This is a genomic window from Pectobacterium brasiliense, assembly GCF_013449685.1.
Taxonomy (GTDB): domain Bacteria; phylum Pseudomonadota; class Gammaproteobacteria; order Enterobacterales; family Enterobacteriaceae; genus Pectobacterium; species Pectobacterium brasiliense_A.
In genome coordinates this window covers 46,048-64,425 of the sequence record NZ_JACDSF010000019.1, presented here as the reverse complement: position 1 = coordinate 64,425, position 18,378 = coordinate 46,048, and the positions used below count along the sequence as shown (strand labels likewise).

Below are 18,378 nucleotides of genomic sequence, written 5' to 3'. Positions count from 1 at the left end.
ACTTGGCTTGACTATTGCGCGCCTTCCGGCGCGCTTTTCTTTATCTCATCGCCAGCCGCATTGTCCGACCTTTCCAGCAGTTGCGTCGCCTCTTTATCCGCCTTGATGTGAATCTCATGTTCGATCTTCACGTTCATATTGATGGTGATCGGCTCTTTGGGCGCAGCCACTTCGATACGCGGCACACATCCCGTCAGGAAAGTGACCGTGCAACCTACCGCCAGCAATGTCTCGCACTTGTTCATTGTTCTACCTTGAATTTATTCATTGGCCTGCTGCTCCAGCGTATCCCGCAAGTTATCGCCAAAACGCAAGCTGCGCCATAGCTGGAAGATATTCTCCTGATGGCGATAGTTAAGAATCACCTGGCGTTTCGCGCTGAGCTGCGGGTTTTTCCCCTGCACCTGCGACGTTAATGTCAATTCGCCCTGATTATTCAGGTCAAGCGAGGCATAGGAACGCCCAATCTCCAGATAGCGCAGCCAGCCAATCGCCGCCCCGCCTGCCAGATTTTTACTCGCGAGCTCATCAGCCAGTTGGTTATCCAGTCGCAGCGTCAGAAATCCATCATTGGTAATACGTCCGCCTTCAATCAGCGTGGTCGGGTGATTAAAATTCAGCGGAAGCGTGCCGCTCACGCGCCCAGACAGGGCAAACTGCTTTTGTTTCAGCACCGTCATGAGCTCGCTGAGATCCACGCTCTTCACGATGAACAGCGCGGGTTCCCGCTGTGGCCAACGCAGCGTAGACAGGCCAATGTGCCCATCTAATACATCCATATCAGCCTGAGACATAACCAGCGGTCGTCGCTCACTGTACGGGTAAAAGCCCTGGAGATCGACGCGGATATTACTCATCCGAAACAGGTTATCCAGCACGTCGATTCGTAGCGCAACAGGCTGCTTGACGCCCAGTTGCCAACGCTGATCTTTCAGACGGTAAGGCAGGACAAAGTTGACGCCGCTCACCTCACCATCCTGTAACCACAGCCCGCCATTTTTCACGACCCAATGTCCGCCCGCGCTGAATCCTTCTTTACGTGCAGCAGAGAATGCCGCCTGTGCGTAAAATTGTCCGGCGCGGATGTTCATTTTTAACAGCGGAGAAAGCAGAGGCTGAAACACCTTAAGCGGCTGTGTCGGCCACCACGCGCCCCCGCGCAATCGCTCCCCATCCCAACGGCCGCGCAGCCTGACCGGCCCGATATCCTCAGCCTGTAGCTGCCCTTGTAGCTGGAAATCATCCGGGCTACGCCCCTGCATCGCCAGCGTTAACAACGAAGGCGGCAAGTAGCCTCCGTTGCTGAAGTGCGCCCGTTCGGAAGCCAGTTGCAGCGCGCCTTGAAAATGTTCACCTGAACGGGCACGCTGCCACCGAATCGGCTCAGTGATCGTCAAGCGAGGCTGATGCACCGTCACAATGCCATAACCCAACTGATCCAAACCGCTCGACAGTTGGGTGACTTCAATCAGGGTGTTCTGCCACTGGCCTCGGCCGGTCACGTCCCACTGACCTTTCAGCGGCGGTAGCTGGCCATTGCCCCAATAACGCCATTGCCACTGCCCTTGATCCGGCCAGAAATCCTGTGCCTGACCGTCAAGGTGCAGGCTGAAACGTCCCCAGTATGCTTCCCGCGCCTTCACAATTGCCTGTAGTCGCCCATTCACGCCCGTCGAACTGATTCGGACGCCCGCCAACGGCCAACGTGCTTCTTCAAGATAAATTTGCGGCGCAGGCGTTCCCCAAGCACGCAGCAGCGCCCCAGGTAAAAGAGAGAGTTCGGGATTGAGAATAGAGCCCTGCAACACCCCCGGCAGCGTCGCCGTCAGGGAAAGTGCGGGTAAATTTGCCTGTCCGGTAAGCTGAAAGCGCAATTCGCTGTTGAGCAGGCCAATATTGCCCGGCCCCAGCACCAACACAGCGTTCGCCTTGCCATTATGCCCTTGCGTCAGCATGTTCAACCGCGCGTTAATCGTGGTGGCATCCAGCCCTTGTCGCCAGTGCTGTAATGTCATAGCAACCTGCCCGGAGAGCGGCTGATCGGCATAAGGCCAGCGCCAGACGCCGTTAGTCACCTGAATCACCTCATCCGTCAACTGCCACGGCAGCGATATCAGCGGCGTCTCATCATTCGCCGCATTCAGTACCAGCTCACCCGCTTGATGATGCCAGTCCAGCAGGAGCGAAAGCGGATCCGGCGTTTGCCCTGAATCCAGTTTTCCGGTGAGCCGCCCCTGCACCGGTACCGCATCCAGCGTATCGGCCAGTTCCATCTCACCACTAACTTGCAGGCGCACGAACCCCGCCGGTGTGGCGAGCATGCTCTCATGCAGGGTCAGACGTTTCTCGTTCAGTTCTGCCTTAAACGCCAGTTGGTCGCCCTGATAATCCAGCGTTTGTTTCCGCTTGCCGTCGCTGCTAAGTCGCACCTGTCCGGCGTAATCCTGCCAGGGCTGTAGCGTAAACATCTTCACCTGAATATCGGCAGCAGGCAATCGCTGCTGCCATTGCGCCAACTGCGCTGCTGGCTCAGTGCTGCTGCTTGCTGGCACAGGCTGCAGGCAGTCGCTGTTTAACGTCACGGCATCAATATCGACATGCCATCGCCAGCTATGCCAACGAAGCGTCATATCCCGTACATCAACGAGCGTGCATTCCTCGGCCATAAGACTGAATCCCGCGCTATGCAGCCCACCGTCCTGCCAGTCAGGCGTCCCATTCACGGTCAAAGACATCTCCGTCGGGAGCCAGATGTTGGCAAGGCGCGGTAGCCACTGCGGCAATGTTCGCCAGGAAAGAAACAGCAATACGACGAACAGGAAAACCATTGAAAGTGCAAGTTTTTTAATCATTAGCACGAGTTAATCATCCTGTTCAATAGCGGTAAAAATTCGTTCTGTATGACTCTGTCGATTATTTATTCACAAATCGCTCTTTTTGTTAACAAACAGCACCATCCAACTCACATTTACTACTATTGTGCATACGTACTCATTACCCTTTCGTGGTAAAATGTTTAATTGAGGTTATATTTTGTAATGAATCACGTTATCTCATCATGAACAAAGCGTTTACGGGTGGATATCAGGATTATCTCCTTCTGCCCGACCGCCTTAAAAAAGCAATGAGCGACCTGAACCCTTACCGCTATCCGCTGATTTATTGTCGTGGGTATGCCTCATGTTAAATCAGTATTCGGACACAGCATATCAAGGACTGCTTTATGCGTAATAACACCCCTGTAACCGACCGCCAACGCCCTCTTTCTGAAAAAACCAGACTCATGTCGGTCACTACGCCAGAAAGCCATATTACCTACGCGAACAAAGATTTTATTGATGTCAGCGGCTATACCACTGATGAGCTGATGGGGCAGCCCCATAATCTTATCCGACACCCAGATATGCCACCAGCCGCCTTCGCGGATATGTGGAAAACGCTACGTGCGGGCAATATCTGGACGGGAATTGTGAAAAATCGTTGCAAAAATGGCGACCATTACTGGGTAAAATCCAGCACCACACCGCTGAGAAAAGGCGGTGAAATTACCGGTTATATGTCCGTGCGGACCGCCGCCTCGCCCGAAGAGATTCACCAAGCTGAGGCACTCTATGCCAGTGCCAACGAAGGTAAACTGAAATATCGCACCTTCCATCATGGCCTGCTTATTTATACTGGGCCATTGCGCATCCTGAGTCTTTTTAAAACCATGCCGTTACGCTGGCGCATCCGCAGCTATTTTCTGCTCTTTAGCCTGATTCCGCTCATCGCCGCCTATTCCCTGCTGGCAGGAACCGCATTGGCTTCCGTACTCTTCCCGCTGCTTATCGCCTGCTGTTTTGTCAGTGGCGAGCTTCTGGTGCACCATGTTGCCCGTCCTATCGAGCAAATTCTGGCTCAGGCCATGCGTTCCGCCGCTGGGCAGGCGGACAACCTAACGCAGCTTAATCGCGTGGATGAAATTGGCATGTTAATGCGCGCGGTAAACCAGTCCGGTATGAATTTCCGCACCTTCGTAGACGATGTGAACACTAACCTAAGCGAGCTGAAAAACGCCTGTAATGAAATCGCGCAAGGCAACCATACCTTGGCACAGTGCTGCGAGGAAACGGAAGAAAGCCTGCAACAAACCGCCGCCTCCGTGGAACAGCTTACTGCAACAATCAAAAGTAATGCGGAAGCCTCGCTTCAAGCCTCACGCTATACGCAGGATGTGAATCAGGCGGTGAACTCTGGTGAGCAGGCTGTCAGCCAGGTCTCCGATACGATGGAGACGATCACCCGTTCCAGCGAACGGATTACGGATATCGTCAGCGTGATGGATAATCTCGCGTTCCAGACCAATATTCTGGCCGTGAACGCTGCGGTTGAAGCTGCCCATGCCGGCGAACAGGGTAAGAGCTTTGCGGTGGTCGCCAGTGAAGTGCGCTCGTTGGCGCAGCGTAGCGCCTCTTCTTCCAGCAATATTTCGACCATCATTGACGAAACGCTGAATAGCATTCGTACTGGCGAACAGCAGGTTTCACACACGCATAAATCCATGAGCAATATTCTGCTACAGGTTCAGCACGTCACCAATTTGATGAATGAGATCAGCCTCGCAACGCAGGAACAATCTCAGGGGCTAGATCAAATTAATGAAGCGGTAAACCGCATCGATGAGCTCACGCATCAGAATACCGCGTTAGCCAGCCAATCGCATTCGGCCACCGATCACCTGCAACAGCAGATATCAAGCATGGTGCAGGCAGCCTCTGTCTTCAGCCTTTCCCGCTAGCTAATCTCATCTTCACGGTCGCCCCTATNNTATCAGGGCGACCGTCCCCCTGTTTCCTCATCATTTATCCCTTTCTTAAACATGCGCCGGCCACAGTGCAAATTCGCAGAGTCATAATATACTTAATAAATGAATGCTTTTGGTCATCGACTGGCGCTTACTGCGAGTCAGGTTAGGCAACTCATTTTCTAAAGAAAACATAACAGTTTCCCAAAGAAAAAATAACGGATGAAACTAGTAAGAATATATAAGTCTACTCGCTAAGTATTTTGCAAACATTGCCGTTAATTAAATAGCACTCATCGCTTTTCTGTTAGCACATGGATCTAAAAACATTACGTTTATGCTTGCTTATACTAAAAGGATCAATAAATGCGTAAGAATTTTCCGGTCAGTGATATTCAGTATTTATTAGATGAAAAAGCCAAGCTGATGTCGGTTACCACCACTGATAGCCATATCACTTATGCCAATGACGATTTTATTGATGCCAGTGGTTACGACTTTGAGGAAATCCTCCACCAACCTCACAATATCGTGCGCCATCCAGACATGCCCCCACAGGCATTTGCCGACATGTGGGCCACGCTGAAGGCAGGTAAAATCTGGACGGCCGTCGTCAAAAACCGCCGCAAGAATGGCGATTACTACTGGGTAAAAGCCAGTACAACGCCACTCATGAAAGAAGGAAAAATAACAGGATATATGTCGGTACGAACCCGAGTTTCACCGGAAGAGATTCGGCAGGCTGAAGCACTTTATCGCCAAATGAATGAGAATAAATTAAAAAACCGCCGACTCTTTCAGGGACTGCTGATTTATAAAGGGCCGCTAAAACTTCTTAGCTTATTTAATGTTATTCCCGTACGTTGGCGGATAAGAATCTACATATTCTTTTTCATGCTATTCGCACTACTTTTCCTACTGGCGACGCTTCCCGTCACCATACCGCTATTAGTTTTTGTTTTGGCGCTACTCGCTGGTGCAGTAATAACCAGTGAATTATTAGTTCAACACCTGGCAAAACCACTGGAAAAGATTCTACGCCAAGCTATTAATTCCGCATCTGGACAGGCGGATAACTCGTTTCAACTTAATCGCGTGGATGAAGTTGGCATGTTATTACGCGCCGTCAATCAATCCGGCATGAATTTCCGCACGTTTGTCGATGATGTCAACGGCAAACTGGCCGAACTGCGCCACGCCTGCGGCGAGATTGCTTCCGGAAATTACACGCTAAGCCAGCGCTGTGAAGATACCGCACAAAGTTTGCAATCCACCGCGTCATCAATGGAAGAACTGACAGCGACGATTCAAAGCAACGCCTCGGCTTCGCAGTTGGCAACACGCTGTGCGAACGATGCCAATCAGGCCGTCGATGCGGGTGAGAAAGCGGTGAATCAGGTCACGGACACCATGGCGGTGATGACCCGTTCCAGTAAAGAGATCACCGACATCATCAGCGTGCTGGATAATCTGGCATTTCAGACCAACATTCTGGCGCTCAATGCGGCAGTAGAAGCCGCTCACGCCGGAGAACAGGGCAAGAGCTTTGCCGTGGTCGCAGGCGAAGTCCGTATTCTGGCACAGCGTAGCGCCGCTGCCGCCAAAGACATCGCGGCGATTATCGACACCACGATCGCCAACATCCACACCAGCGATAAATTGGTCAACCACACCAGCCAATCGATGCACAATATATTGACTCAGGTACAGCAGGTGACGCAGCTTGTGAACCAAATCAGCCTAGCGACACAAGAGCAATCGCAAGGCCTGGGACAGATTAACTCGGCGGTGAACAACATTGATGAATTGACGCGCCAGAACACCATTTTGGCGACACATTCCAGTTCTGCCATTAACAGCCTGGAACAGCAGATCTCCACGATGTCCGAAGCTGTGTCAGTTTTCAGCACGTCTCGCTAACATCGTTCTTACGCTATTCTTACCTCTCAATTTCAAACCGTTACTGTCAGTCAGGTAACGGTTTGTCACCGCCCGATTTTCTGATAGCTTAACCTAAGGATTTTTCGGAGAAACTATCAATGAAACTGGCAATTTACAGCACGAAGCAGTATGACCGTAAATATCTGGAACAGGTCAATCAGCAGTTTGGCTATGAGCTAGAGTTTTTTGATTTCATGCTGACATCGCGCACCGCGAAAACCGCCGCGGGCTGTCAGGCCGTCTGCATCTTTGTGAACGATGACGGTGGGCGCGAAGTGTTGACAGAACTGGCTGCGTTGGGCATTAAAACGCTGGCACTGCGCTGCGCGGGCTTTAACAATGTCGATTTGGAAGCCGCTAAGGAGCTGGGCATCAGCGTGGTACGCGTTCCTGCGTATTCCCCTGAAGCCGTCGCCGAACATGCCGTCGGCCTGATGCTGACGCTTAACCGCCGCATTCACCGTGCCTATCAGCGTACTCGCGACGCGAACTTCTCTCTGGAAGGGTTGATTGGCTTCAATATGCACAACCGGACGGCGGGCATTATCGGCACCGGAAAAATCGGCATCGCCACCATGCGCATCCTGAAAGGCTTTGGCATGCGGTTGCTGGCCTTCGATCCCTATCCAAACCCGCAGGCCTTGGAATTAGGGGCGGAATACGTCGATCTCAAAACGCTGTATGCCAATGCGGACGTCATCTCCTTGCACTGCCCACTGACGCCGGAGAATCATCATCTGCTGAATCAGACGGCCTTTGCGCAAATGAAAAACGGCGTCATGATCGTCAATACCAGCCGTGGTGGCCTGATCGATTCACAAGCCGCTATCGACGCGTTGAAGCAACAGAAAATTGGTGCGCTGGGTATGGATGTTTATGAAAACGAGCGCGATCTCTTCTTCGCAGATAAATCCAACGATGTGATTCAGGACGATATCTTCCGCCGCTTATCTGCGTGCCACAACGTACTGTTTACTGGGCATCAGGCGTTCCTGACGGAAGAAGCGCTAATCAGCATTTCCCAAACCACACTACAGAACCTGAAAGACATCAGCCAGAACGCGCCTTGCGCAAATCTGGTTACCTCTTAAGTTTTCCTGCGGCAGTGCTGACTGCCGCAACACTCACCCTGCCGGACAACTCCCATTCATCAGCGATTGTTCGCTACAACGCTTACCGTTGGCCAACTGACAGGCTCCCACGCTCGCACCATCAAGCTGCCGGGAGATCGCCATCGTTCCACCAATCAACGTACAGTTAACGTCAACTGGCGAACTGCTTTTCAGCAACACCACGGCGCTTGTGTCATCATTTTGCGTGGCGTTTTGCTGGGTAGCAGCAGTGTTCTCACTATGATTACTGCATCCCGCCAGCAGGAGCGCAGCGGCAGTACATAGCCATGGCAATAATTTCATGTTTTGGCCTCGGATCGGGTGGAGCGAAAGTTCTGATACCACGTTTGGCATCAGCACCTATCGAATAGACTTTTCAGACGAAGACTATATCTATCACACCTCGGAATGGCAACACAGAGCTCAATGTGGGGAACTGGGAAAAGATCAAGGAAACAGCGTTCAGAACGTAACGTGGTTAGTCGATGGCTTGTTGCATAAACTTTTTGATATTTATATTTAAAAATATAATTACCACACTAATTATATTTTTAAATATCTTAATCACTAACATAAAATCTATTATTTTTTGATATGCTTTCACTTTATTCATATAAAGAGAATGGCGTTCTTTCTTGCCAAGAAAAATTAAATAACCTAGTCTCATCTTACTGTCCTGTAAATATATTAACAGGGAAACGCAGCGATATATTATCAATCAAATTAAATGAGGTGAAATAATGTCAGATCAACTTGCTGGTGGATGGACTGCTTTCCGTGATTTGAATGATGCTGATAAATCACTTTTTAAATCTACCGTACATTTACTGGGTGTGGCTTATACGCCGCTATTTGTTGCAACACAGGTGGTATCGGGCACGAACTACTCGTTCCTGACCAAAGGTACGATAACGACACCAGAGGCACCACTAAAAATTGTCAAAATTCATATTTATAAGCCGCTGAGCGGCGATGCGCACATTACTAAAATTGAAGAAGTCCTGCCGCAATAGCGCAATAAATAACGCTACAGCTAGTGGATTTAACTCACAAGCTGTAGCGTGGTTATATATCTCCTACTTCCCTGCTTTGCCAGAGCCACCTCCTGCCTTACCTGAATTGCCACCTGAAGATGAAGGAGCGTTACCTCTATTGCCACCCGATGGATTTCCGGTTGTGCTAGGCCAGTTCCCTCCCTGTTGAGGGTGACTTGACGATGCTCCTCTTGATGCACCTTTACTCATGATATCTTCCTCTCTTGTTTGAACACTCCTCTATCAGGATAGTAATAAGCGACACCGTTGCCAAAAATGGCTTCATGTCACGATTACAGCCAAACAGCATGCAGGTTGTGCTTTTCTGTTATCCCTGTGAAAAAGTGAGTAAAAGTAGCAACGTCCCTTCACCTACGGGGTAATTCTGGAACACCGCTGTAAAACGATCTGGCATTCGTCGCCGTAATCCGTACCATACACGCCATGATCGTGCAGACCGTGTTAGCGTCTGCACTGAACCGTTTTCCATCCGCAACGCCTTTTGCAACGAGCACAGATAAAAATGTCAGAAAATCAACAAATTAACCAGAAACAACAATACAATTTGAACAAATTGCAAAAGCGCCTGCGGCGTAACGTCGGCGAAGCTATCGCTGATTTCAATATGATCGAAGATGGCGACCGCATTATGGTGTGCCTGTCCGGCGGGAAAGATAGCTTCACCATGCTGGAAATTCTGCGCAATCTGCAACAGAGCGCGCCGATTAACTTTTCTCTGGTTGCGGTGAATCTGGATCAGAAGCAGCCGGGGTTCCCGGAGCACGTTCTGCCGCAATACCTCGATAGCATCGGCGTGGAGTACAAGATCGTCGAAGAAAATACCTACGGAATTGTGAAAGACAAGATTCCAGAAGGGAAAACCACCTGCTCACTATGTTCACGTCTGCGCCGCGGGATTCTGTATCGTACCGCGACGGAGCTCGGCGCAACAAAAATCGCCCTTGGTCACCACCGCGACGATATCCTGCAAACGCTGTTCCTGAACATGTTCTACGGTGGGAAGCTGAAAGGCATGCCGCCGAAGCTGATGAGCGACGACGGTAAGCATATCGTCATCCGCCCTCTCGCCTACTGCCGTGAAAAAGATATCGAACGCTTTGCTGAAGCCCGTCAATATCCGATTATTCCGTGCAACCTATGCGGGTCGCAGCCAAATCTGCAACGTCAGGTGATTAAAGACATGCTGCGTGACTGGGACAAACGCTATCCTGGCCGTATTGAGACCATGTTCAGCGCCATGCAGAACGTTGTGCCTTCTCATCTTGCCGATCATGCGCTGTTCGATTTTAAAGGCATTCGTCACGGTAGCGACGTGGTGGATGGTGGCGATCTGGCTTTTGACCGTGAAGAACTGCCGTTGCAGCCCGTTGGCTGGCAGCCGGAAGATGACGATGACGCGCCATCCGTGACCCGCCTTGACGTGCTGGAAATAAAATAAGCGCGACATTCCGGTGCAGGAATGGCATTACCCTAAAGAATAGAGACACGGTGGCAAGAAGCAGCGGTTGCTGTTTCACCACCGTGTTTTTTATTGTCAGCGTGGATGAAGAGGCAAGAATGGGAATAGAGGACAAAAAAAAGCCGACAAAACTGTCGGCATGGTGTGAATCAATTGTGCTATGCAGTAATTCAAAAAAGGAAGTAAGACAATATGGAGCGCAACGCCCATCGCTTGACGTTGCATTCACCTGCGGGAATGATAGTGCCGCACAACAGGGTAAAAAATGTTGATATTGCTCAATTTACGCGTGGTTTTTTAGCCGTTCGCCACAGTTTGTGATTATCTGCGCACCCACTCTCCGCAACTCGTTATAGCCATTTACTGCGTTTTAACCACCATGCAACGCCGCCCACCAATATCACCAACATCAGGCAGAACGTGAAAAAACCAAACGGTGCATCGCCGCCGGGAATTCCCCCTAAGTTGACGCCAAATAGCCCAGTTAAGAATGTCGTCGGCAGGAAAACCATCGCTAAAAGTGACATCGTATAGGTACGGCGATTCATCGCTTCGGTCATCAACGCAGTGATTTCATCCGACAGTACCGTGGTGCGCGCAATACTGGCATCCAAATCCTCCAGCCCACGCCCTAATCGATCGGCAATTTCCTGCATTCTGCGGCGATCGTCATCCTGCATCCAGGGCAGTTTCTCGCCGGAAATACGCGAAAATACATCACGCTGTGGCGTCATATAGCGGCGTAACACGATAAGCTGTTTACGAATCAGCGCCAGCTCGCCGCGCGGCGGGATTTTTTGCTCCAGCAAATCCTCTTCCAGATCGATGATTTTCTCATGCAAATCATCAATAAACTCGCTGGTATGATCGGTCAACGATTCTGCAATGGAAACCAGCCAGCTTCCGCTGTCCGTGGGGCCATTGCCTTCCTTCAGGTCGGTAAGAATCTCATCGATAGCCAGAATTTTACGGCGTCGGGTAGAAACAATCAGTTTGTCGGTAATGAATACCCGAACGGCCACCAGTTGATCCGGTCGCGCATTGGCATTTAGGTTAATGCTGCGCAGGGTGATCAGTGTACCTTCACCCAAACGCGTCACTCTGGGGCGAGCGCTTTCCCCCGCCAACGCATTGCGTACGCTGTCCGGCACCAGCATCGTTTTATTCAACCAGCGCACGCTGGCAGGCAATGTAGAATCTAGGTGTAGCCAGCAGGGTTTCTCGCTGTTAACCACATCCTGCTCGCCAATCGGAGTCACGCCCCCCTTTCCATCCAACTGATACGCATGAACCGCACCGCTGTGTTGCAACTCTTTTCCTGCCAAGGATTCCACGTCTTGCCTCCAACGGTTTTGCTATCAGTTCTTTTGCTATCAGTGTTGTACTCTGTCAGCCGGAGCGACCATCACGACCGCTCCGGCTTTATTGCCACATCATTCAATGTATGACTACGGGACTTAATGCTTTTCGATGTAAAGCATGTGGCTGTATGCCACGTCTTCCGGGTTAGTCATCGGATAGCCCTTCACCCACGGTTTGATCAAACGTCCGTTGGTGTATTGATAGATCGGCGCAATCGGTGCTTCATCCATCAAAATCTGCTCTGCTCGGTTGTAGTCCGCATTCAGTGTCTGCGGGTTAGTCTGATTACCCGCTTCATCTAGGACGCGATCGTAATTCGCATTTTTAAAGCGCGCGATATTCCCGCTGTGGTGCGACGCCAGCAACGAAAGGAATGTCGACGGTTCGTTGTAGTCGCCAACCCAGGACGCTCGCACGACGTCAAAATTACCGCTGTTGCGGCTGTCGATATAGGTTTGCCACTCTTGGTTGGACAAACGCACGTCTACGCCCAGCGTTTTCTTCCACATGGATGCCACGGCAATCGCGATCTTCTGGTGGCTTTCCGACGTGTTGTACAGCAGCGATAATTTCAGAGGATTGTTTGGACCATAGCCCGCCGCTGCCATCAGCGCTTTGGCCTGCGCATCCAGCTCATCCTGAGAATACTGCTGCAACAGGCTTTCCGTCGGTTTGAAACCCGCGGTGACGTCCGGCGTAAAGTGCCAGGCCGGCTTTTCCCCCGTGCCCAATACTTTTTCCGCAATCACTTTACGATCGATGGCGTAAGACAGCGCTTTTCGCACTCGTACGTCATTGGTCGGCGCACGCTGCGTGTTAAACGCGTAATAATAGGTGCCAAGCTGATCTGGCGTATAAACCTGGCCGGGCAAGTCTTTCAGCAGTTTCTGGTACAGGTTTTTAGGAAACGACTCGGTGATGTCGATATCCCCAGACAGGTAGCGCTTCGTCGCGTTCGATTCCTGATTGATCGGCACAAAGGTCACCTTTGTCAGGCGCGTGTGGGCGTTATCCCAATAATATGGATTCTGCGTGAGCACCAGCTTCTCATTGACGACGCGCTGATCCAGCTTAAACGCGCCATTGCCAATCAGATTGCCCGGCTTCGTCCAGTCGTTCCCGAATTTTTCTATCGTAGCCTGATGCACCGGAAACAGGCTGAAATTTGCCGTCAGGCTGACAAAATAAGGTACAGGCTTGCTGAGCTGCACTTTCAGCGTGTGATCATTGACGGCCGTCACGCCAAGCTGATCGACGGGCAGTTTGCCCGCGAGAATCTGCTCGGCGTTCTGAATTCCCGCCAGTCGAGCAAACCAGGCGAACGGCGAGCTGTTTTCAGGGGTGACCAGACGACGCCAGCTGTAAACAAAATCCTTTGCCGTAACGGGTTCACCGTTAGACCAGCGAGCATTATCGCGTAGGGTAAAGATAAATGTGCGGTTATCGGTCGTCTGCCAGCGCAGCGCTACACCGGGAACCAGATTCCCTTTCGCGTCCTGATTGACCAGCCCTTCAAACAGATCGCGCGCCACCTGAGCTTCGGGCAACCCCACCGCTTTTATCGGATCGAGAGAAGCAGGTTCATCTTTAATGTGGCGGACGATTTCTTGCTTCTCAGCCAGAACCGTTCCCGCCGGAACCTGCGCCGCGACGGCATTGCCCGTCATGGCCGCCATCAACGCGGCATAAAATGCAGAATATCCATAGTGCATGATGATTTGACCTGAAAGCGTAATGAATTGATTGAAGAATATAATAGTCAGAAATCAGCGCTATCATCCAGCGATACCCCCGCAATTTGTCAGCCCGCATCGCCGTTTGCGTCTCTGGGCCGATTTTTTTATGATGAAACGCATAGGTAACCACAGGGCAACAACATGGAAAACCCGATCATTCCTCTTCAGGCACGCCAGCAACGAGGTAATTTACCTTCGCTGGGCGAACCGTATGGGAAATCGCTGCTGGGCGCGCCGCTGCTGTATTTCCCCGCCGAATTAGCTCCCTCAGAGAGCGGGCTGATTATTGCCGGAACACACGGCGATGAAACCGCAGCAGTCGTGGCGCTTTCCTGCGCGCTTCGCACCCTCTTTTCAGGCCAGCGCCGCCATCACGTGATTCTTGCGGTGAACCCAGATGGCTGTCAGTTGGGCCTGCGTGCCAACGCTAACGGTGTCGATCTCAATCGCAATTTTCCGGCCAGTAACTGGCAACCGGGGAAGACAGTCTACCGCTGGAATAGCGCCGCAGATGAACGCGATGTCGAGCTATCCACGGGCGAAACGGCAGGTTCAGAGCCGGAAACAAAAGCCCTTTGCACGCTGATTGAGAAACTTAATCCTCACTGGGTTGTCTCTTTTCATGAGCCACTCGCGTGTATTGAAGATCCACATCATTCCGAACTCGGTCTCTGGTTGGCGCAGCGGTGCGAACTGCCGTTAGTATCGAGTATCGGTTACGACACGCCAGGCTCTTTCGGAAGCTGGTGCGCCGATCGTTCGCTTCATTGCATTACCGCTGAGCTTCCGCCAATCTCGGCAGATGCTGCCAGCGAATGCTACCTGAAGGCGATGGTGGCATTGCTAAGCCAGCAATTTTAATCGTAATTTTTATACCAATGTTGCTAATGTTGCCCTAAACTGAGCAGCGTGTTAATCACCTGTAATTAAGGACGCAAACATGTCACAGAACGTACATTTTCAAGGCAATCCTGTGCCAGTAGCAGGGTCATTCCCAGCCAAAGGAAGCAAAGCCCCGGCATTTACTCTGGTGGCTAAAGATCTGTCCGATACCCCGCTGAGCAACTATGCTGGCAAACGCAAAATCCTGAACATTTTCCCAAGCATCGATACCGGTGTTTGTGCCACGTCCGTGCGCAAATTCAACCAACTAGGTTCCGAGCTGGATAACACCGTTGTTCTGTGTATCTCTTCCGATCTGCCGTTCGCGCAGTCCCGTTTTTGCGGCGCGGAAGGTCTGAACAACGTTGTTGTGCTGTCTACCCTGCGTGGCGGTGAGTTCAAAGAGAACTATGGCGTTGCTATCGCCGATGGCGCGCTGAAAGGTCTGACTGCTCGTGCGGTTGTTGTTCTGGATGAAAACGACAACGTGCTGCACAGCGAACTGGTGAACGAGATCACCACTGAACCAGACTATGATGCTGCACTGGCTGTTCTGAAATAAGCTAAGCTACGCTGAAATTACGTAAAAAACGGCTGCGCAAGCAGCCGTTTTGTTATCCTGACTTAAGAAGGATGGGAATTAGCGATCCATTGATAACGAACCGGTCGGTTGTGTTTTTTAATAGCCCCCTCATCAACAGCCCGCTGTAACCAAACGGCAATCTGCGATTTGTGTAGCGCAGTGAAGCTAATGAGTTCCTCCAGACTGACTGCCTCTACCGCCAGCCGATTGAGCTCCTGTAAAAACAACGTATAAAAATCAATGGATTCACTCTTAATAACATTGATTCCCTCTGCTGTAGTAAGGCTATCTTCAATCGTCGCAGCAGTATTTTCGGCACATGTTTTTTGCGAGTCAGGCTGCTCGGGTAGTGTCGTTTGCGGCTCTTCGCGCAAACACAGGCTACCTTGTTCTCCCATGGCAACGGACGTCGATACAAGGCTAACCTGATCGAGTAATTTAGCAATATTCAGAGATCGCCAATCCATATCACACCAGCGTCCACCTGCGGCGACCAACTCCGCATTACCAGCAGACGCTTCGTCTGTTGGCTTTATCCACAGCGGTACCCAGCCTTTCTTCAGGTTTTCCTGGGCGCCGCTGAACGTCCCCCCCTTTTTACCTGAGTGAACGACTAAAGCACTTTCGGCAAGACAATAAATGTATTTATTCCGCGCCATTGCATTGCCCGTACTGAAACCCGCTTCAGGATAGAAAGGAGACACCAACACCGCTCGCCCTTCCATCAATCCTTTACGCCATTTCGTACTCGTACTCGCTTTAAGCAAGCTATCGGCCATTACGCCGATGACAACGCCCCCCTGACTCATAGCACCCAGCATCGCCGTTTCATCCACGCCTCTGGCTCCACCAGAAACAATGGCAATATCGTCAGCGGCAGCTTGCATACCAACCTGATGCGTAAACGATAAATCCATGTCATTAGCATTGCGCGAACCGACCACAGCCAGCCCTCTGGAATTTAAGAGCGCACGATTACCACAGCCAAATAATACGGGAGGAGAATCACTTTTCAGCCGCTGCTTTAAACGCTTGGGATAATCATAATCCGAACGCGTAACGACCCATAATCCCGCTCTTTGCCACTTTTCAATCGCGAGTGCCAAACTATGCCCTCGGTTCAACAGTTGCACAATCCGAGCGACGCTCACCCGTGAATCATGCCAACCACTGAGCAGTGCCGCAGGGTCAGGCACAAGGAGATCCGCAGGGCTCAGTGATTTTTCTTTTAACCACATTGCAAAGCGCCCCCACTCCGTATTAGTGAGTGGTTTGAGATCGTCAGCACTTGCTTTGCTGAAATAACAGGTCAAAAGCAGTGTCGCTTGTGCCATGGGAGATAAATTCATGCATCACTCACCGAAGCAGACGCGAGCGCGGCCGGATAAACACAACCACTGCCCGCTTGTTGTAATAAGGCAGCAATCACCGCCAACGTCCAGCCAGAATCAACAATATCATCAATCAACAACACAGCACCTTTTGGTATCGAGGAGATGACGGCAAACGCACCATCCAGATTACGGCACTGGTGGAAGCGATTTTGCTGACCTTTCTGTGGCTGGTTATCCCGTATTTTATGAATAGCATCCACAAACGGCAGGTTCAACCGTTTAGCCAGGCGCTGAGCAAAATCAGGCACCAATGTAGGGTGATTACGTGAAGGCACACAACAGATCCATTCAGGTGCGGGTTCAGGCTGCCAGCGTTGTTGGATCATCTCCGCCATCGCAGCAACCAATTCGTCACTAAAATGGCCTGCATATTTATTGTCTGCCACCTTCCGTCCCCATCCTGCGTCTCCCCAACGGGACAAGACGCGCCCTTCTTGAGTACGTAAGTTTTGCGCCAGATTTCCACGGAAACTGTATTTAATAAAAGCATTAGCGGCGACCTGTATGTTTGGTCGAATAACAGTTTCAGCCTGTTTGAGAAACATTCCTGCCCGATGAATAAGCTCAGCCTTAAGCGGAATAGCGATCACCGGACGTCCAAGGCAGGAAGTACACTGACCACACGGCGTCGTATCTCGGTCATCCAGTGCGTGACGCAAAAATGTCATCTTGCAACTCGTCTCTGCCAGATAAGCCTGCATCTCCTGCCATTCCCGTTCTCGTTGCCCAGTCAGATGAGCAATGCGACTACGATCCATCGCATAAGGGATAGGCGTCCTACGCCATTTCTGGTCAATTTTTATCACGGGTGCGGGGCTATCGACGCTGAGAAATTTCAACACTTTCTCGATCTGCCCATAACGCAGGTTGGTTTGTTCTTCAATTTCTCGCAATGTCAGACCATCCGCATTTGCGAGCGCCTGCAAAATCTCAGTCACTTGCGTCTCCGCAGGAAAAGCCGATCCCCTGAAAAATTCGTGAATCTCTCTATCTTCAACGCCAGACATCAGGATACCGACAGCTCGCTCGATACCGCGTCCGGCACGCCCCACCTGCTGGTAATACGCAACAATCGATCCTGGCATCTGATAATGAATCACAAAACCTAGATCGGGTTTATCGTATCCCATGCCGAGCGCCGTCGTCGCCACGAGCACCTTAATCTGGTTATTAAGCAGCAATGATTCAAGGTGTTGGCGATACCCATCTGAATCAGCTTTTCCTGCCGACGTCATAAAATCGTCATGCGTTACACCGCTGTAATAAGGCCGTGCGACGATACCCGATTGATTGAGCCAGCGAGAAACCATCTCCGCATCGCGCTGCGTCAGTACATAAACAATTCCGGTCCCTTGTAGGGTTGGAATCGCCTGTACCAGCCATGCAAGACGCGATGATTGGTCGGGTAATCTCATCGTCTGTAACGACAAGCTTTCACGAATGAGTGAACCACGCTGAATGCGAATATTACCTAGTTGAGCCTGAATATCCTCAACCACGCGATTATTGGCCGTGGCTGTCGTACCCAGTACGGGGGTATTAGCCGGCAGTTGGCGAAGAATATTCACAATGCGCCGATAGTCCGGTCGAAAGTCATGCCCCCAATCCGAAATACAGTGTGCCTCGTCAATCACCATCAGGGCAATATGGTCGGCAATAGGCTGCAATACCGTTTCAACGAATGAATCATTCGCCAGACGCTCTGGAGAGATCAGCAAGCAATCCACTTGATTCCGGAGCACGCGCTGTGTGACATTTTCCCATTCACTCTTGTTAGTAGAATTCAGCGTTTCCGCCACAATCCCTAATCGCCCGGCAGAATCTATCTGGTTACGCATCAGCGCCAACAGAGGCGACACAATGATAGTGGGCCCCATGCCGCGATCGCGGAAAATTTTCGTACTGATGAAATAGACCGAACTCTTTCCCCAGCCAGTACGCTGTACTACCAGTAATTTCTGCTGGCGGTTAACCAGCGCGTCAATCGCTTCCCACTGCCCGTCACGAAACTGTGCGGCGGGGTTAGCCAATGCCGTCTGTAGCAGTTGTCGAGCCTGTTCTTGATCCATAA

General features: G+C 51.1%; 16 protein-coding genes. 8 read left to right on the top strand and 8 right to left on the bottom strand.

The window, feature by feature from the left end:
- Positions 1-11: 11 nt before the first annotated feature.
- Together H0248_RS09855 and H0248_RS09850 are read right to left on the bottom strand one after the other, a co-directional pair.
- Positions 12-245 (bottom strand): YnbE family lipoprotein, encoded by a 234-nt coding sequence (locus H0248_RS09855; RefSeq protein WP_180785801.1) that lies wholly within the window; start codon positions 243-245, stop codon positions 12-14.
- Between the two features lie 15 nt (positions 246-260).
- Entirely contained in the window at positions 261-2,852 is a 2,592-nt protein-coding gene (locus H0248_RS09850; RefSeq protein WP_180785803.1) for a YdbH family protein, read from the bottom strand.
- A gap of 371 nt (positions 2,853-3,223) precedes the next feature.
- Between H0248_RS09850 and H0248_RS09845 the strand changes: the two genes are divergently transcribed.
- The 3 genes from H0248_RS09845 to H0248_RS09835 all read left to right on the top strand — a co-directional run bounded on the left by H0248_RS09845 (position 3,224) and on the right by H0248_RS09835 (position 7,815).
- Positions 3,224-4,777: a methyl-accepting chemotaxis protein gene (locus H0248_RS09845; RefSeq protein WP_180785800.1), complete on the top strand. Its 1,554-nt coding sequence runs from the start codon at positions 3,224-3,226 to the stop codon at positions 4,775-4,777.
- Between the two features lie 372 nt (positions 4,778-5,149).
- Entirely contained in the window at positions 5,150-6,703 is a 1,554-nt protein-coding gene (locus H0248_RS09840; RefSeq protein WP_180785799.1) for a methyl-accepting chemotaxis protein, read from the top strand.
- A gap of 119 nt (positions 6,704-6,822) precedes the next feature.
- Entirely contained in the window at positions 6,823-7,815 is a 993-nt protein-coding gene (locus H0248_RS09835) for a 2-hydroxyacid dehydrogenase (RefSeq protein ID WP_180785798.1), read from the top strand.
- A gap of 33 nt (positions 7,816-7,848) precedes the next feature.
- Here H0248_RS09835 and H0248_RS09830 read toward each other — a convergent pair whose 3' ends face one another.
- Positions 7,849-8,139, bottom strand: coding sequence for a putative hemolysin (locus H0248_RS09830; RefSeq protein ID WP_039467674.1), 291 nt, complete (start codon positions 8,137-8,139; stop codon positions 7,849-7,851).
- A 175-nt stretch (positions 8,140-8,314) separates the two neighbouring features.
- The gene (locus H0248_RS09825; RefSeq protein WP_180785797.1) at positions 8,315-8,503 is read right to left on the bottom strand and encodes a hypothetical protein; all 189 of its coding nucleotides are present in this window, start codon (positions 8,501-8,503) and stop codon (positions 8,315-8,317) included.
- Between the two features lie 73 nt (positions 8,504-8,576).
- On the opposite strand from H0248_RS09825, the gene H0248_RS09820 reads away from it, so the two are divergent.
- The 3 genes from H0248_RS09820 to H0248_RS09810 all read left to right on the top strand — a co-directional run bounded on the left by H0248_RS09820 (position 8,577) and on the right by H0248_RS09810 (position 10,622).
- Positions 8,577-8,849, top strand: a complete 273-nt coding sequence (locus H0248_RS09820) for a hypothetical protein (RefSeq protein WP_180785796.1) — start codon at positions 8,577-8,579, stop codon at positions 8,847-8,849.
- Positions 8,850-9,393: 544 nt separating this feature from the next.
- A complete protein-coding gene (gene ttcA, locus H0248_RS09815; protein ID WP_039496602.1) occupies positions 9,394-10,329 on the top strand; it encodes a tRNA 2-thiocytidine(32) synthetase TtcA in 936 nt (311 codons plus the stop codon).
- Between the two features lie 50 nt (positions 10,330-10,379).
- Complete coding sequence (locus H0248_RS09810) at positions 10,380-10,622, top strand: hypothetical protein (protein ID WP_180785795.1); 243 nt, start codon at positions 10,380-10,382, stop codon at positions 10,620-10,622.
- 78 nt (positions 10,623-10,700) lie between these two features.
- On the opposite strand, the gene zntB is transcribed toward H0248_RS09810, so the two are convergent.
- Positions 10,701-11,684 carry a zinc transporter ZntB gene (gene zntB, locus H0248_RS09805; protein WP_180785794.1) on the bottom strand — a complete coding sequence of 328 codons (984 nt, stop codon included), beginning with the start codon at positions 11,682-11,684 and terminating at the stop codon, positions 10,701-10,703.
- Positions 11,685-11,807: 123 nt separating this feature from the next.
- Positions 11,808-13,424, bottom strand: coding sequence for a peptide ABC transporter substrate-binding protein (locus H0248_RS09800; RefSeq protein WP_180785793.1), 1,617 nt, complete (start codon positions 13,422-13,424; stop codon positions 11,808-11,810).
- 165 nt (positions 13,425-13,589) lie between these two features.
- Between H0248_RS09800 and mpaA the strand changes: the two genes are divergently transcribed.
- Positions 13,590-14,309, top strand: a complete 720-nt coding sequence (gene mpaA / locus H0248_RS09795) for a murein tripeptide amidase MpaA (RefSeq protein WP_180785792.1) — start codon at positions 13,590-13,592, stop codon at positions 14,307-14,309.
- 79 nt (positions 14,310-14,388) lie between these two features.
- A complete protein-coding gene (tpx, locus tag H0248_RS09790; protein WP_014915685.1) occupies positions 14,389-14,892 on the top strand; it encodes a thiol peroxidase in 504 nt (167 codons plus the stop codon).
- A 62-nt stretch (positions 14,893-14,954) separates the two neighbouring features.
- On the opposite strand, the gene H0248_RS09785 is transcribed toward tpx, so the two are convergent.
- Positions 14,955-16,262: a DNA-processing protein DprA gene (locus H0248_RS09785; protein ID WP_180785791.1), complete on the bottom strand. Its 1,308-nt coding sequence runs from the start codon at positions 16,260-16,262 to the stop codon at positions 14,955-14,957.
- The gene (locus H0248_RS09780; protein WP_180785790.1) at positions 16,259-18,376 is read right to left on the bottom strand and encodes a RecQ family ATP-dependent DNA helicase; all 2,118 of its coding nucleotides are present in this window, start codon (positions 18,374-18,376) and stop codon (positions 16,259-16,261) included. Before H0248_RS09780 ends, H0248_RS09785 begins: the two co-directional genes overlap by 4 nt.
- Positions 18,377-18,378 lie beyond the last annotated feature (2 nt).

Coding starts and splice junctions, on each gene's coding strand:
- H0248_RS09855 (WP_180785801.1), bottom strand. CDS start 245: ATGAACAAGTGCGAGACATTGCTGGCGGTAGGTTGCACGGTCACTTTC.
- H0248_RS09850 (WP_180785803.1), bottom strand. CDS start 2,852: ATGATTAAAAAACTTGCACTTTCAATGGTTTTCCTGTTCGTCGTATTG.
- H0248_RS09845 (WP_180785800.1), top strand. CDS start 3,224: ATGCGTAATAACACCCCTGTAACCGACCGCCAACGCCCTCTTTCTGAA.
- H0248_RS09840 (WP_180785799.1), top strand. CDS start 5,150: ATGCGTAAGAATTTTCCGGTCAGTGATATTCAGTATTTATTAGATGAA.
- H0248_RS09835 (WP_180785798.1), top strand. CDS start 6,823: ATGAAACTGGCAATTTACAGCACGAAGCAGTATGACCGTAAATATCTG.
- H0248_RS09830 (WP_039467674.1), bottom strand. CDS start 8,139: ATGAAATTATTGCCATGGCTATGTACTGCCGCTGCGCTCCTGCTGGCG.
- H0248_RS09825 (WP_180785797.1), bottom strand. CDS start 8,503: ATGAGACTAGGTTATTTAATTTTTCTTGGCAAGAAAGAACGCCATTCT.
- H0248_RS09820 (WP_180785796.1), top strand. CDS start 8,577: ATGTCAGATCAACTTGCTGGTGGATGGACTGCTTTCCGTGATTTGAAT.
- ttcA (WP_039496602.1), top strand. CDS start 9,394: ATGTCAGAAAATCAACAAATTAACCAGAAACAACAATACAATTTGAAC.
- H0248_RS09800 (WP_180785793.1), bottom strand. CDS start 13,424: ATGCACTATGGATATTCTGCATTTTATGCCGCGTTGATGGCGGCCATG.
- mpaA (WP_180785792.1), top strand. CDS start 13,590: ATGGAAAACCCGATCATTCCTCTTCAGGCACGCCAGCAACGAGGTAAT.
- tpx (WP_014915685.1), top strand. CDS start 14,389: ATGTCACAGAACGTACATTTTCAAGGCAATCCTGTGCCAGTAGCAGGG.
- H0248_RS09785 (WP_180785791.1), bottom strand. CDS start 16,262: ATGAATTTATCTCCCATGGCACAAGCGACACTGCTTTTGACCTGTTAT.
- H0248_RS09780 (WP_180785790.1), bottom strand. CDS start 18,376: ATGGATCAAGAACAGGCTCGACAACTGCTACAGACGGCATTGGCTAAC.